Below are 15,293 nucleotides of genomic sequence, written 5' to 3'. Positions count from 1 at the left end.
AATATTCTTGATTCCTAAGCTAGTATTGCCTTCAACAGAATTATATCATTTAGTTATTCGTGTTCCGAAATTATTTTGATTCAAGTCCGATAAAGTATCCGATTTCCCAATGCAGACCTCCTTTACTCCATTTTTTATTGCTTCAAATGCATTATCCAATTTAGGTATCATCCCTTCGTTGATTATCCCATCCTTTTTTAAAGCATTATAAAAATTTGGGTTTATCTCTTTAATGAGTGAACTTTCATCCTCCACATTCATTAAAACACCCGCCTTTTCGAAACAATAAATAAGCGATATGTCATAGTGCTTTACCATAGAAACAGCTAATAATGAGGCAATTGTATCTGCATTGGTATTTAAAAGCTGACCATTACCATCATGAGTAATTGCCGAAAAAACTGGAGTAAATCCAGATTCAAGTAATTTATAAAGTGATTCCGAATCTACTGAGTTATCATCTAAATCGCCAACAAAACCATAATCAAGGTCAATTTCCTGATTCATTTCTTTGGAAAAGATCTTTTTAATAGGACGCTTCTTAGCTCGAATAATATTTCCATCAGCACCGGTCAGTCCGATAGCATTACAAGCATTTTGCTGAAGACTTGCAACTATATTTTTATTGATTAAACCGGCGTAAACCATAGTTACTACCCTTAAAGTATCTGCATCGGTTATTCGCCGACCATCAACTAATTTAGATTCAATACCAAGCTCAGCCGATAATTTTGTAGCAATTTTACCACCTCCATGAATCAATATTTTAGGTCCCTGAATTGTGGCAAAATCAGACAAAAAGCTTTCTAAATGCTCCGGATTATCGATTACATTGCCACCAATTTTTATAATCTTCAACGATTTCATTTCAATCCCTCAAGCATATTTTTCAATACCATTTGTGCCGACCAAACACGGTTTGCAGCTTCTTTTATAACCAGCGAGTGTGGGCCATCTAAAACTTCCGCAGAAAGCTCAAAATCACGACGAACAGGTAAGCAATGCATCACTTTAGCTTGATTGGTTTGAGCCAACTTGTTATGGGTAATCATCCAAGAATCGGCCCCAGAAACTGTTTTTCCGTAATCATTATAGGATGACCAATTTTTAGCATACACAAAATCTGCCCCCTGCAAAGCGGCATCTTGATCATACTCAATTTTTGCACCTGGAGTAAATTTTTCTGCCAATTCTAGTCCTTGGGGATGTGTAATTACAAAATCTAACATCTCATCAGCCTGAGCTCGACACATCCATTCAGAAAAAGAATTGGGAACCGCCTGAGGCAAAGATTTAACATGAGGAGCCCAAGTTAAAACCACTTTAGGTTTTACATTTTTTTTATGTTCTTCAATCGTAATTAAATCGGCGAAACTTTGAAGTGGGTGAAGCGTTGCACTTTCTAAAGAAATAACAGGCACAGCACTAAACTTCACAAACTTATTAAAAAGACCTTCGCTATAATCCTCTTCACGATTTTGAAGCTTTGGGAAGGAACGAAAACCTAGAATATCGCAATATTCGCCCATCACTGCTGCAGCTTCACGGATATGTTCAACAGTAGTTCCGTTCATCACCACTCCGTCCTCTGTTTCTAATGCCCATCCCTCCTTGTCGAGATTCATAACCATAACATTCATACCTAGGTTCAAAGCTGCTTTTTGAGTACTTAAACGGGTTCTTAAACTTGGATTTAAAAACACCAATCCTAGCGTTTTATTTTTCCCTAGGTTTTGATGCCCAAAAGGATCTGCTTTTAGCATTAAAGCCTGATTTACAGCCTCTTTTAAATTAGATATGTCGTTTACCGAAGAAAATAGTTTCATATTCGAATGTCAAGATCTAGGCAATTAATTATTTAATTCAATTTTTAATGCCTCTAAAAACTGATCAGCATGTGCCTTTGTGATATTTAATGCAGGTAACAGCCTGATAACGTTTGGTTTAGCTTCACCAGTAAATATACGATGTTTGAAAAGCAAGTCCTTTTTCACATGACTATACTCCTCTGGAAGGTCAATTCCTATCATTAATCCTCTGCCACGAACCTCAATAATCTTATCGATTTTCTTAAGTTCAGCGATTAAGTAATTGCCAACACTTTCAGCATTTTTTAGGAGATTATCCTGCTCCATCACTTCCAGAACAGCTAAGGCAGCGGCACAAGCAAGGTGATTTCCCCCAAAGGTTGTCCCTAACTCACCATGCCAAGGAATAAACTTAGGAGAAATAGAAATTGCACCAATTGGAAAACCATTGCCCATACCTTTGGCCATAGAATAAATATCCGCATCTACACCAGCATAATCATGAGCGTAAAAATTACCTGTACGACCGTAACCACATTGAACAGAATCGGCAATATAAGCCGCATCATATTGATCGCAAAGTGTTCTAATCTTCATTAAAAAGCTTTTTGAGGCTTCTTTAATGCCACCAACTCCTTGAATACCCTCAATAATTACCGATGAAATTTCACTTCCAAAATCATGAAATGCCTTTTCCAAGGCTTGCTCATCATTTAAAGGAAGAAATGTAATATTATCTGTTTGATTAACTGGAGCAATAATTTTGGGATTATCTGTTGCTGAAACAGCTAAAGAAGTACGACCATGAAATGCCCCTTTAAATGCAATAACTTTTTTCCTTCCATTATAAAAAGAGGCCAATTTCAAAGCATTTTCATTGGCTTCGGCACCAGAATTACATAAAAACAATTGAAAATCGGTTTTTCCAGATAATTTGCCCAACTTCTCAGCCAATTCTTGTTGCAAGGCAATAATGACTGAATTAGAATAAAAAGCAACTTTATTTAATTGATCAGTAATTCGACGCACATAATGAGGATGTGTATGGCCAATAGAAATTACCGCATGACCACCATACAAATCTAAATATTCATTCCCATTGGAATCCCAAACATTACTACCCTTAGCTTTTACAATTTCAATGGGGTTAAGTGGGTAAACGTCGAAAAGTTTCATGTTTAATATGTTAATAGCGGATAGCCAATTGCTTGAACTATCCTAATAATTTAAAAATCGATTTCTATTCCCAATTTGGGACTAGAATCTTATACCCTTTAATTTCAATCCTGCCATCTCATCCAAGCCAAACATCAAATTCATATTTTGAACAGCCTGTCCACTCGCGCCTTTTAATAGATTATCTATTATACTGATAATGAATAGTTTATTGCCATGTTTCTCTAAATAAACTAGAGCTTTATTTGTATTCACAACCTGCTTTAAATCGATATTTTTAAGACTTAAATGTGTAAACGGATGAGATTCGTAATAGTCGGAATATAATTTTTGAGCTTGTTCTAATGAAAGACTACTTTCCAAATATATGGCAGCAAGAATTCCTCTACTAAAATTACCTCTTTGCGGAATGAAAGAAATCTCTTCAATAAAATTTTTCTGCAAGTGGGTCAAACTTTCACCAATCTCATTCAAATGCTGATGTTCAAACGGCTTATAAACAGAAAGATTATTATTCCTCCAGGTAAAGTGTGTGGTAGCACCCGGACTTTGCCCAGCACCACTTGAGCCTGTTGTAGCATTGATATGAATTTCTGAATTTAAGTTACCTGAAGCAGCAAGAGGTAATAATCCAAGCTGAATACAAGTGGCAAAACAACCTGGATTAGCAATATTATCAGACTTTTTAATCGACTCTCTATTTAGTTCCGGTAAACCGTAAACAAAGTTTCTTTTAGCTAGAGTAGAATTGTTGTTTAATCTAAAATCCTGAGAAAGGTCAATAATTTTAACATTTTCATTGATTGGGTTAGCATCTAAAAATTTCTTAGCGTCACCATGTCCTACACAAAGAAATAATACATCAATATTTTGCGAAAGAGTATCCGAAAATTTAAGATCGGTATCACCAAAAAGGTCGGTATGCACATCAGAAATCGGTTTGCCAGCATTACTATTACTATGCACGAATACTATTTCGGCATGCGGGTGATTAATTAGTACACTAATTAATTCACCGCCAGTATATCCAGCACCTCCAGCAATTCCAATCCTAATTGTCTTCATTTTTTATTTTTTATCATTTACCCGATGCCAAATCATCGTTTGATTACCAAAGATTTTTGAGAATCCTTTTACATCTTCTCCAGACCATGAATTATTCATTTCACCGTAGCTACCGAACTTATTCGACATCAAATCATGCTCAGATTCGATACCTATGATTTGGAAACGATATGGATGTAATTTAACGAAAACTTTCCCGCTAACAGTTTCCTGAGTACTAGAAAGAAATGCCTCCATGTCGCGCATAATTGGATCATGAAACTGTCCCTCATGAAGCCAATTTCCATAAAATGATGCTAATTGATCTTTCCAGCTAAGTTGCCATTTGGTTAGGGTATGCTTTTCAAGAGTATGATGCGCTTTGATAATTATCATTGGTGCTGCGGCCTCAAAACCCACGCGACCTTTAATTCCAATGATCGTATCACCCACATGAATATCCCTTCCTATTCCATAAGGCTGAGCAATTTCTTGTAATTTTTGAATAGCCTTTACTGGAGAATATGTTTGTCCATCAATTGCCACTAATTCACCTTTCTCGAAGCTAAGTTCAAGATCACGCTCTTCGGTTTCACTAACTTGTGTTGGCCAAGCTTCTTCAGGCAGTGTTTGATTGGATGTTAATGTTTCCTTTCCACCAACCGATGTGCCCCAGATACCCTTGTTTATCGAGTATCTAGCTTTTTCGGCGGTATATTCAACGCCATGTTTGTTCAGATATTCGATTTCTGCTTCACGGCTCAGTTTAAGATCACGAATAGGAGTGATGATCTCAACGCCAGGAATCATAATATTAAAAATCATATCGAAACGAACCTGATCATTTCCAGCGCCAGTACTACCATGTGCTACATAGTCGGCACCAATCATATTCACATATTTGGCAATTGCTGTTGCCTGACTTACGCGCTCGGCGCTTACAGAAAGTGGATATGTTGCATTTTTAAGTACATTTCCAAAAACCAAATATTTGATACAGCTATCGTAATAATTGAGAGTTTCATCCACTACAGCATGGGAGCTCACTCCCAAAGCATAAGCTCTTTCTTCAATTTGCTTTAGTTCCTCTTCAGAGAAACCACCTGTATTTACAATTACAGAGTGAACTTCTAGATCACGGTCTTTAGATAAATAAATACAGCAAAAGGAAGTATCTAAACCTCCACTAAAAGCTAAAACTACCTTCTTCTTCATCATTTAATTTTTTAGATTTTAACGAATAATGCACTTATCCCAACCAGCACCTTTAATGAATTTCGCAATTTTTGCTCAATACGTTCGAGTAAGGTTTGTTTGCGGGACACTTTGTTTAGATGTTCTTCAGCAGACTTATTTCTAAGCGCTTCGGCCTCTTTCATTTTCTGTTCAATTTCCTTTGCCTTTTCTACAGGATCCCAAAGCATGGCAGTACACATACAATTTTTACGATCCTTACTCATCAAAATATCGTAGTTCACACAGCTCTTACAGCCTTTCCAAAATTCTTCATCCTGACTAAGTTCCGAATAGGTTACAGGTTCATAGCCTAATTCTGAATTGATCTTCATTACTGCAAGTCCGGTTGTTAGTCCAAAGATCTTTGCATCTGGATATTTCTTTCGCGAAAGCTCAAAAACAGTCCGTTTGATCATTTTTGCCAGACCTTTATTTCGAAAAGCAGGATTGACGATGAGTCCGGAGTTGGCCACAAAAGTCCCATGACTCCAAGTTTCAATATAACAAAAACCTGCCCATGTCCCATCTTGATGCAAAGCAATAACCGCCTTGCCTTCCAGCATTTTTTGAGTAATGTATTCAGGAGTTCTGCGAGCTATTCCTGTGCCTCGAGCCTTGGCAGATTCTGCCATTTCATCACATATCTGCTCTGCGTATTTAGTATGAAGTTCTGTTGCCGGTATGACAACAAATTCGTTTTCTTTCATTGATTTAAAGAAAAAAATCCGTTTTTGAAGCGGAAAAAAGAAACGTCTTTCTTTTGTGAATAATCTGATTGATTTTTTACCGGTAGGAAGGTCCGGCTACCTTTTGATTAATGCCAAGATTCAAGTCCGCGGCATAAAGGGTCGTCGGAAACGCAACACTAACTTCTCAGGCCTAAAATTACTACAAACAATACCTCTCATACAAGCCACTGGGCTTAATGAATGTGTATTGGCCTGATAGTATAAACTACTCATTTTTAATAGTGTATGTGTTTTTTAGATTTTTTTTACAAAAAAACAAAAAAAATAATGAAATACGCAATAGAGCATTGATAATATTACAATTTTTTAATGTGATTGGATAGTGGAATAAAATAATAACATAAGATTTTTAATCCATGCTAGCTAATTTGAAATGGTCTAAAAACCATCAAATAAATAAATAACCTGTAAACAGCTATTATTCAGGCAGTATAACTACCTTCACCAAGAATTAAGTATATTTAGGGAGAGATATTTCAAATACAGAATAAAATATTTGTGCCTATCAAATATTTCCCATCAATAATATAAATACCATGGAAAACCTTGTAATAATTAGCCAAATTGTACTTGCGCTATCTGTAGCCTATGTTTGGATATTTAGATTCGACAATATTGTTGTTGAATTTAAACAGTACGGACTACCAGATGTGATTAGAAATTTAGTAGGTGCCTCCAAAATAGCTCTTGCCACCTTACTGATTGCAGGTATTTGGTATACAGATTTGCTTCTTTATTCGGCATTATCAATGGCATTTTTGATGGTTTGCGCACAAATGGCACACTTCAAAGTAAAAAATCCATTCTCAAAGCATTTACCTTCATTGATCCTATTAATTCTATCCTTGTTTATTGCAGGATTCTATGCAGATATCATTCATTAATGCGTGTAATTGATCTTTATTTAATCTGGTTTTCGGCATTATCTTTTTTGTTCTACGGTTTTAGCTATTATTTTTCTTCAGGTATGAAAGATGAATTTAAGCGTTACGGGTTGGAGAAATTTGCCTTTCTGACGAGTACTTTGCAGATTTTAGGGGGATTAGGATTGATTGTTGGATTGAAATTCTATCCCATTTTAATGCTATCTAGCGGTGGACTAGCCCTATTAATTCTATTTGGTTTTTTTGTGCGACTTAAAATCAGGGATGGCTTTTGGCGCTCATTACCAGCATTTTTATATCTTGTTTTAAATTCTTACCTATTTATAATCAATTGCTTACGATAAATTTTGAAATATGAGTATTTATACTTATATTGTAAGATTGATTTGAAATTATAAAAATGGAAATACAAAGATTATTCAAGCCATTATTATTCATTAGTTTAGGAATAACAATTTTCAAATATTTAGCTTGGTATTTTGAAATAAATGTTCCTGTGCCTGTCAATATAATAAATATTGCTTTAATATTAGCTTACAGCTTTATTGCACTTAAAGAAATTTACAGGTCAAACAAACCAAGTTTAACGGAAAAAATCATGTGGACCTTAGGCTTTATAGGCATAATTAACCTCTTGGCCGGTCTTGTTTATTTTCTTTTTGCAAGGAAAAGAATTTTAAGAGAAAATAAAATCTTAATATAGAAAATGAATCTTTTAAGGTTGCTAAGTAAAAACAAATATTCGGCGCGAGTTGAAAAAGAAATACAAGTTATTATCAAGAGCTTTCACATAGAATTATTGTAATTTTAACCACATAAAAAATCAGAATCATGTTTTTAATCATCATCGGAATATTTGCACTACTAGCTAGTTTTTTTATGGCCTCTCAAGATGGTCAGGCAGCGCGATTCAGTAAAATTACCCGCATTGGAGCAATAATTTTAATATTAATTGGTGCCTCTTTCTCTATGTTTAAAGTAGTTGAATCAGGTGAAGTAGGCGTAAAAACTCTTTTTGGTAAGGTAAATGATGATGTGCTTTATAGCGGATTGAATGTTGTTAATCCGATGATGGAGGTCACAACTTTCGATGTCAAAACACAAAACTATACCATGTCTGGTGTAAACGATGAAGGAGGAAAAAGTGGCGACGATGCCATTAGAGTTCTTTCTGCTGATGGTCTGGAAGTAATCATCGATCTTTCAGTACTTTTTAAGGTTAAACCTTCCTCTACACCTGAAATTCTTCGCACCATTGGGACTGATTATCTGGATAAAATTGTAAGGCCAATTGCAAGAACTGCTATCAGAGACAATGCTGTTTCTTATGATGCTGTAGCATTATATTCAAGTAAGCGCGATGAATTTCAGAATAAAATATTCAATACCATCAATAAAAGTTTTGTTAAACGGGGATTAGAATTAGAGCAACTTCTAGTAAGAAATATCACACTACCTGCCTCTGTAAAAACCACTATTGAATCTAAAATTAATGCCGAACAAGATGCTCAAAAAATGACCTTCGTTCTTCAAAAAGAGCGTCAAGAAGCTGAGCGTAAGCGAGTTGAAGCACAAGGTATTGCTGATTATCAAAAAATCTTGTCAACCGGTTTAAGTGATAAGCAACTTCAATATGAAACTATAAAAGCTCAAAAAGAAATTGCTCTATCACCTAATGCTAAAATCATCATCATGGGTAATGGTAAGAATGCACCCATTATTCTAGGTGGGAATTAAATACCTTTGTAAGGCCAGAATAATCCATCTGGCCTTTTTTAATTGTCAGCACAAATACAAGATCCTTTTTTTAAAAGCTTAGATTCTGAGCATGAAGTTCCAGCACAGTTTAATTTCTTAAAAGATAATAAACCGCATCCTCTATGCCTTTTAGCTGCCGAAGATTTACAAAAATACCTTAAGCATCAAAGCGATTGGGAGCATAATTTCGGATTAAATCCTGCACAAGAAGGCTTCATCATTGGTAAAATGTTTGGGGTTTTAATCGTGAAAAACTCTCAAAATGAACTTGGTTATATCGCAGCATTTTCAGGAAAAATGGCCGGTGGAAATCATCACTCTAAATTTGTCCCGCCAGTTTTTGATAGTCTGCAAGAAGGCAGTTTCCTAAATACTGGAATGGCCGAACTCACTCGCATCAATAATGCCATCAAAGAAAAAGAACATTTAAAAGCTGAAGGTTATTTAGAAGATGTTCGAATGATGAAGGTAGCTCGAAAAAAACACTCGAATACACTTCAAAATGAGCTATTTAATCACTATACATTCTTGAATAAACAGGGCGAGGAAAAAAGCCTTAATGAAATATTTAAAGCTGCATCTTATAAAAATCCGCCAGCGGGGGCTGGCGAATGTGCCGGACCGAAACTTTTGCAGTACGCCTTTAAACATCAGATGGAACCATTAGCCATTGCCGAATTTTGGTGGGGACAATCGCCAAAGTCGGAGCACTGGAAACACTTAAATTATTACCCTTGTTGCAAAGAAAAATGTGAACCCATTTTGGCTCATATGCTGGAGGGTATAAAAATTCAACAATAGTAAAATCTCAAAGATTTTAAGCTTTTTTCTATCCCAGAACATCAATAAGATTTGATGTAAAACCTTATTAACAAGCTCCTCAAATAATAAATATGAGACCTTAAAACGGATATTTAGAAACGTTTAGAGATACATCATCTAAAAAATTCCATTAGTAGCCTATTTGAACAATAGCCTCATTAATTTGTTAATCCATTAGTTATTTCCAGGCTAGAACATTAAAAATAAGCGTAAAAAACCCTATCATCGAATATTTGCCTTATTTCAAGAATCTGAGTTATTAATCATTAATGTATTTAAATAAATCCACATGAAAAAATTAGAAAACAAAGTAATACTAATTACTGGTGCAGCTATGGGGCTAGGGCTTGCTACCGCTATTGAAGCGGCAAAAGAAGGTGCTAAACTTAGTCTAATCGACTTTAACGCAAAAACTTTAGAGGAAACAAAAAGCTTTCTGAAGAAAACTTTTCCTGAAACGGAAGCGCTATTCATACATGCCGATGTATCAAAAGAAACTGAAGTTAAGGGATTTGTGGAGCAAAGCTTGAAAGCTTACGGACGAATAGACGGATTTTACAATAATGCAGGAATTGAAGGAAAGCAAGCACTTTTAACCGAATATGACTTAGAAATCTTCAAAAAAGTAATTGATATCAATCTGATGGGAGTTTACTACGGTATGCGCTATATCATTCCAGTAATGCAAAAACAAAACTATGGCCGCATAGTAAATGCTTCATCTGTGGGAGGAATAAGAGGGGTAGTGAATCAAACGGCTTATATCGCAGCCAAGCATGCGGTTAGTGGTATGACTAAAAATGCAGCTATAGAATACAGTAAGTTTGGAGTTTTAACCAATGCCATCGCTCCGGGAGCAATCCTAACCCCTATGGTTGCCGAAGCTTTCAGACAGATGAACCCTACAGATCCCAAAAAAGCTGAATCAGATTATGCACAATCGAATCCTACAAAACGATTGGGAATACCCGAGGAAGTTGCAAAACTTGTAGTATTTTTGTTGAGTGAAGATTGTTCATATATCAGTGGTCAAACGATTGCTATAGATGGCGGACAATCAAATCTTTACGGAGATCTTTAGTTTTGAATTCAAGAAAAAATGAAAACAGTAGTTCATAAGTCTGATACTCGTGGAAATGCAAACCACGGTTGGTTACATAGTAGACATACCTTTAGCTTTGCAGGATATTATGATCCGCAAAGAATGAACTTCGGGGTTTTAAGGGTGTTAAATGATGATATCGTTGCGGGAGGCATGGGATTTGGAGCTCATCCCCATGATAATATGGAAATTATTTCCATTCCCCTAGAAGGAGATTTGGAACATAAAGATAGCATGGGGAATAAAACGGTAATTAGAAATGGTGACATACAAGTGATGAGTGCCGGAACAGGAATTACCCACAGCGAATACAATAAAAATGCAGATAAAGAGGTGAAATTCTTACAGATTTGGATGTTTCCAAATAAAGGGAATGTTGAGCCTCGCTACGATCAAATTACTTTAAATTTAGAAGATCGTCACAATAAACTCCAACAAATTTTAAGTCCCAATCCTGAAGATGAGGGTGTTTGGGTTCATCAAAATGCTTGGTTTCATCTAGGAAAATTAGATGAAGGTTTCTCCACAGAATATCAGATTAAAGGAGCTGGAAATGGAGTTTATGCATTCATTCTGAATGGAGATATTAGTATAAATGATCAAAAACTAAATTCAAGAGACGGATTTGGCATCTGGGAAACCGATAAATTTACCATCAGCGCAAATTCAAACGCGGAGATTCTATTGATGGAAGTCCCAATGGCTTAAAAAATAAAAGGCATGAAAATGTCAAGCATATAAAACATTAAATAACGCTCTGCAAGAATTGGTAACTCTCTTGCTGAGCGTTTTTCTTTTTCAGAAATTACAAATCTCAATATTCATCAAAAAATTATTGCACTCAAGCTATTGGTTCAAAAGCTAATCTAAATAGAAAATCAACAAAATTTTAGATGTTCAGATTTTCAACAGAAATTATAAAATTTTGATTTATGTAATATTTATGTTATAATTAAACCTTTTATTAAATACTTTATTGTTAGGTGCTATAAAATTTATAGTTGTACTATTTAACAAAGCACCGTTCCAAGCTTAAGAGATGGATAAAAATTACTACAAAGAATATTATATTTTAGAACGTGAACATTGGTGGTTCAAAGCAAGAGCAAAAATTATTTCCAATCTGATTCATAAAAGCCTCAAAAACCAAGAAAAAAATAATCTTAAAATTTTGAATATTGGTGCTGCAACAGGCAAAACAAGCGAACTTTTATCTCAATTTGGGACTGTAACCTCATTAGAATACGACAAAGATTGTTGCGATTTCGCGAATAGCACATTGAATTTGAATATTATAAATGGGTCTATTTTAGAATTACCCTTTGGTGAGGAAGAATTTGATATGGTTTGCGCTTTGGATGTTATTGAGCATGTTGAAGATGACACTTTAGGAGTTTCAGAAATGAAAAGAGTTTGTAAAAGCGGTGGTTTGATTGTGGTAACGGTTCCAGCTTTTATGTTATTATGGAGCAATCATGATGAAGTTAATCATCATTTTAGACGGTACACCATGTCTAGCTTAAAAGATATATTCACTAAAATCAATTTGACTACTATCAGGGCTACCTACTTCAACACGATTCTATTCGTACCCATAATGGCCTTCAGATTAATAAGCAAACTTATTCCTGCTAGATTTATAAGAGTAGGCGCTGGCTCTGATGCTACTTTACACAATAATAATAGTATCTCAAGTAAAATTCTGTACCAAATTTTTAAATCAGAATTAGCCTTACTTAAGCTTTTTAATCTGCCTTTTGGCGTTTCTATATTTATTTCATCTAAAAAGTAAAGGCGAATTTGATATATGTACAATTTTTTAACAAATACCATTTTTAAAAAAAGCATCTACATAAGCTCACTATGGTTTATAATTACAGCATTTGCTATTCTTAAATTATTGTCGAGTGGAAATTTTAACAACTATCTAATCTTTAAATTTACTTTCTACAGTTTGGTGAATGAACGAAATTTCTTTTTGCCACAGCCAGAAAATTTTCAGCATTACAATCTTTACGGACCAATCTTTAGTGTATTTATTGCGCCATTTGCAATTTTGCCAAATTGGTTAGGTCATACGCTATGGACAATCTTTAATTCATCTGTACTTTTTATTGCCATTAGAAAACTCCCATTGCCCTCGGGAGCTACTTTAGCAATTATTTTAATAGCTGCGCATGAAAACCTAACCTCGATACTGAGCTCTCAGTTTAACCCAAGTATGACTGCAATTATACTTTTAAGCTTTTCATTTATAGTGAAGAAAAAGGATTTTTGGGCAGCTTTCATGATCGTTTTAGGCACTTTTATTAAACTCTATGGTATTGTTGGCCTGGCCTTCTTCTTTTTCTCTAGTGATAAAAAGAAGCTGATTTTGGGACTGATATTTTGGAGCATCATAGCATTTACGCTGCCTATGCTTTTTTCATCTCCAGAATTTATTATTCAATCCTACAAAGATTGGTACTTAGCAGTTTCTCAAAAAAATATCATGAATAGTACTTTAATTACTGATCAGGATATATGTTTGATGGGAATGGTGCGTAGAATTTCAGGCGATAACTCCATTCAAAACTGGCCCTTCATATTGGCAGGATTAATCTTATTTATCCTACCTTATTTTAGGTTTTCTCAATTTAAAGAAAATAATTTCAGGCTGATGCTGCTTGCAAGTACACTGATATTTACAGTTATTTTCAGTACTAGCTCCGAATCGCCAACCTATGTTATTGCATTTGTTGGAGTGGCTATTTGGTTTGTAATACAGCCTTCACCTAAAAATAAATGGATACTGTTTTTATTTATTTTTGCGTTTTTATTGACAAGCATGTCGCCTTCTGATTTATTTCCTAAATTTATTAGGAATGAATACATAAAACCTTACTCTCTAAAAGCACTACCATGTGTATTGATTTGGTTTACAATAATTTATCAAATGTTAAAATTTGATTTTAAGAATAACAAAAGCTATGGAATCGAATAAGTTAGTATCTATAGTTTTACCAGCTTTTAATGAATCTGAAAACATTGCTAAGGTTTGTTCCGAGATTGACAATGTTTTTGAAAAGCTTCCTTATTCACATGAAATTATTCTTGTAGCTGATGGCTGCACCGATAATACCATGGAAACAATTCAGGGACTGATACCAAATAATGAACATATTTTCTTTATTGAGTTTTCGAGAAATTTTGGGCATCAGCTTGCTTTAAAAGCGGGACTTGATCATGCTAAAGGCGATTGTGTAGTTAGCATGGACTGCGACCTTCAGCATCCACCAGAGCTATTAACCGAATTGTTAAGGAAATGGGAAGAAGGATTTGAAATAGTTTATACCGTGCGTTTAGAAGACAAAAGACTTCCGCTAACCAAAAGAATATCATCAAATCTATTTTATAAAACACTTAATAGTTTATCAGATGTAGAGTTGGAGTCGGGATCAGCCGATTTCAGACTTCTTGATAAAAAAGTTGTTTCTGTTATTCGAAACTTCAATGAAAATGAACCCTTTTTAAGAGGGCTTTTCAAATGGATTGGTTTCACACAAACGTCTGTAGAGTATACTCCTAATTCCCGTCATTTTGGCGAGAGCAAGTATAGCGTCAAAAAAATGATAAAATTTGCACTTCAAGGTGTAACCTCATTTTCAATAAAACCACTTTATGCCGCTACTTACATCGGATTTGCACTATCATTCTTGTCAATATTGTATATCCCTTATGTTTTATACGCATTTTTTACGGGCGAGGAAGTATCTGGCTGGGCATCTATCATTATTACTATTGTATTTTTTGGTGGCTTACAACTAATTATTTTAGGAATAATCGGCATTTACATCGGGAAGATGTTTATGCAGGTAAAAAATAGACCAAACTATATCATTCGTTCAACTAATATTAAAGAATAAAATTTTGGTACTTCTGAGTTTTGATATAGAGGAATTTGATATGCCTCTTGAATATAATAAAGAGATATCCTTTGAAGATCAGATGGAAATATCCATAAGAGGGACAAAGCACATCTTAGATATTTTAGACAAACATCAAGTTAAGGCCACATTTTTCAGCACGGTTATCTTTGCTCAGAATGCACCTGAAGTGATTAAACGATTACTATCTAGTGGGCATGAGCTAGCATCCCATGGTTATTATCACTCTGCATTCGATAAAACTCATCTTGAATTATCAAGAAAGGTACTTCAAGAAATCTCCTCGCAAGATATTGTCGGATTTAGAATGCCTAGAATGAAGCCTGTTGATGAAGATGAGGTGAGAAAAGCAGGATATTTATATAATTCATCTATAAATCCAACTTGGCTACCTGGCCGATATAATAACTTATCAAGTCCTAGAACAATATTTGAAAAAGCAGGAATTTGGCAAATACCCGCATCTGTAAGTCCGATGTTACGCTTTCCTCTATTCTGGCTTTCATTTCATAATTTACCACTTTGGCTCTATACTTGGCTAGCAAAAAGAACTCTTAAAAAAGACGGATATTTAAATATTTACTTTCATCCTTGGGAGTTTACAGATTTAACTGATCAAAATAGATTTGGTTTCCCTGGATATGTAAGTAAAAACACAGGGACAAAAATGATCGAAAGAATGGATAGCTTTATCAATAAATTAAAGCAACAAAATTACAGCTTTGGCACATTGTCTGACTTTATCCAATATTGACGAGAGATTCATCATATAAAAGGAGAACCTTTGT

The 15,293-nt window shown here is 34.9% G+C and carries 17 protein-coding genes; 11 read left to right on the top strand and 6 right to left on the bottom strand.

Annotation, left to right across the window (positions count from 1 at the left end; translation table 11 throughout):
- Positions 1–45: 45 nt before the first annotated feature.
- The 6 genes from argB to QZ136_RS12420 form a co-directional block, all read right to left on the bottom strand.
- Positions 46–867, bottom strand: a complete 822-nt coding sequence (gene argB / locus QZ136_RS12445) for an acetylglutamate kinase (RefSeq protein ID WP_291404005.1) — start codon at positions 865–867, stop codon at positions 46–48.
- The gene (locus QZ136_RS12440) at positions 864–1,826 is read right to left on the bottom strand and encodes an acetylornithine carbamoyltransferase (RefSeq protein WP_291404003.1); all 963 of its coding nucleotides are present in this window, start codon (positions 1,824–1,826) and stop codon (positions 864–866) included. Before QZ136_RS12440 ends, argB begins: the two co-directional genes overlap by 4 nt.
- A 24-nt stretch (positions 1,827–1,850) precedes the next feature.
- Positions 1,851–2,984: an aminotransferase class III-fold pyridoxal phosphate-dependent enzyme gene (locus tag QZ136_RS12435; RefSeq protein ID WP_291404001.1), complete on the bottom strand. Its 1,134-nt coding sequence runs from the start codon at positions 2,982–2,984 to the stop codon at positions 1,851–1,853.
- A gap of 81 nt (positions 2,985–3,065) precedes the next feature.
- Complete coding sequence (gene argC / locus QZ136_RS12430) at positions 3,066–4,049, bottom strand: N-acetyl-gamma-glutamyl-phosphate reductase (protein WP_291403999.1); 984 nt, start codon at positions 4,047–4,049, stop codon at positions 3,066–3,068.
- A gap of 3 nt (positions 4,050–4,052) precedes the next feature.
- Positions 4,053–5,243: an argininosuccinate synthase gene (argG, locus tag QZ136_RS12425; RefSeq protein WP_291404298.1), complete on the bottom strand. Its 1,191-nt coding sequence runs from the start codon at positions 5,241–5,243 to the stop codon at positions 4,053–4,055.
- A gap of 11 nt (positions 5,244–5,254) precedes the next feature.
- Positions 5,255–5,971, bottom strand: a complete 717-nt coding sequence (locus QZ136_RS12420) for a GNAT family N-acetyltransferase (protein WP_291403997.1) — start codon at positions 5,969–5,971, stop codon at positions 5,255–5,257.
- A 578-nt stretch (positions 5,972–6,549) separates the two neighbouring features.
- Between QZ136_RS12420 and QZ136_RS12415 the strand changes: the two genes are divergently transcribed.
- From QZ136_RS12415 to QZ136_RS12365, 11 genes are all read left to right on the top strand, one after another.
- Positions 6,550–6,897 carry a DoxX family protein gene (locus tag QZ136_RS12415; protein WP_291403995.1) on the top strand — a complete coding sequence of 116 codons (348 nt, stop codon included), beginning with the start codon at positions 6,550–6,552 and terminating at the stop codon, positions 6,895–6,897.
- Positions 6,897–7,241, top strand: coding sequence for a hypothetical protein (locus tag QZ136_RS12410; protein ID WP_291403994.1), 345 nt, complete (start codon positions 6,897–6,899; stop codon positions 7,239–7,241). The genes QZ136_RS12415 and QZ136_RS12410 overlap by 1 nt, the downstream gene beginning before the upstream one ends.
- A gap of 56 nt (positions 7,242–7,297) precedes the next feature.
- The gene (locus QZ136_RS12405) at positions 7,298–7,600 is read left to right on the top strand and encodes a hypothetical protein (protein ID WP_291403992.1); all 303 of its coding nucleotides are present in this window, start codon (positions 7,298–7,300) and stop codon (positions 7,598–7,600) included.
- A gap of 128 nt (positions 7,601–7,728) precedes the next feature.
- Positions 7,729–8,634 (top strand): prohibitin family protein, encoded by a 906-nt coding sequence (locus QZ136_RS12400; RefSeq protein ID WP_291403990.1) that lies wholly within the window; start codon positions 7,729–7,731, stop codon positions 8,632–8,634.
- 42 nt (positions 8,635–8,676) lie between these two features.
- Positions 8,677–9,456, top strand: coding sequence for a hypothetical protein (locus QZ136_RS12395; protein WP_291403987.1), 780 nt, complete (start codon positions 8,677–8,679; stop codon positions 9,454–9,456).
- A 310-nt stretch (positions 9,457–9,766) separates the two neighbouring features.
- Complete coding sequence (locus QZ136_RS12390; RefSeq protein WP_291403985.1) at positions 9,767–10,558, top strand: SDR family oxidoreductase; 792 nt, start codon at positions 9,767–9,769, stop codon at positions 10,556–10,558.
- An 18-nt stretch (positions 10,559–10,576) separates the two neighbouring features.
- Positions 10,577–11,287, top strand: coding sequence for a pirin family protein (locus tag QZ136_RS12385; protein WP_291403983.1), 711 nt, complete (start codon positions 10,577–10,579; stop codon positions 11,285–11,287).
- 331 nt (positions 11,288–11,618) lie between these two features.
- Entirely contained in the window at positions 11,619–12,371 is a 753-nt protein-coding gene (locus QZ136_RS12380) for a class I SAM-dependent methyltransferase (RefSeq protein ID WP_291403981.1), read from the top strand.
- Between the two features lie 15 nt (positions 12,372–12,386).
- Positions 12,387–13,562, top strand: coding sequence for a glycosyltransferase family 87 protein (locus QZ136_RS12375; protein ID WP_291403979.1), 1,176 nt, complete (start codon positions 12,387–12,389; stop codon positions 13,560–13,562).
- Positions 13,549–14,484, top strand: coding sequence for a glycosyltransferase family 2 protein (locus tag QZ136_RS12370; RefSeq protein WP_291403977.1), 936 nt, complete (start codon positions 13,549–13,551; stop codon positions 14,482–14,484). Before QZ136_RS12375 ends, QZ136_RS12370 begins: the two co-directional genes overlap by 14 nt.
- Positions 14,485–14,524: 40 nt before the next feature.
- Positions 14,525–15,259 (top strand): polysaccharide deacetylase family protein, encoded by a 735-nt coding sequence (locus QZ136_RS12365; RefSeq protein ID WP_291403975.1) that lies wholly within the window; start codon positions 14,525–14,527, stop codon positions 15,257–15,259.
- Positions 15,260–15,293 lie beyond the last annotated feature (34 nt).

Origin of the sequence: Daejeonella sp. (genome assembly GCF_017495225.1) — a bacterium.
Classification (GTDB): Bacteria; Bacteroidota; Bacteroidia; order Sphingobacteriales; family Sphingobacteriaceae; genus Daejeonella.
This window is presented reverse-complemented; position numbering and strand designations above follow the sequence as displayed.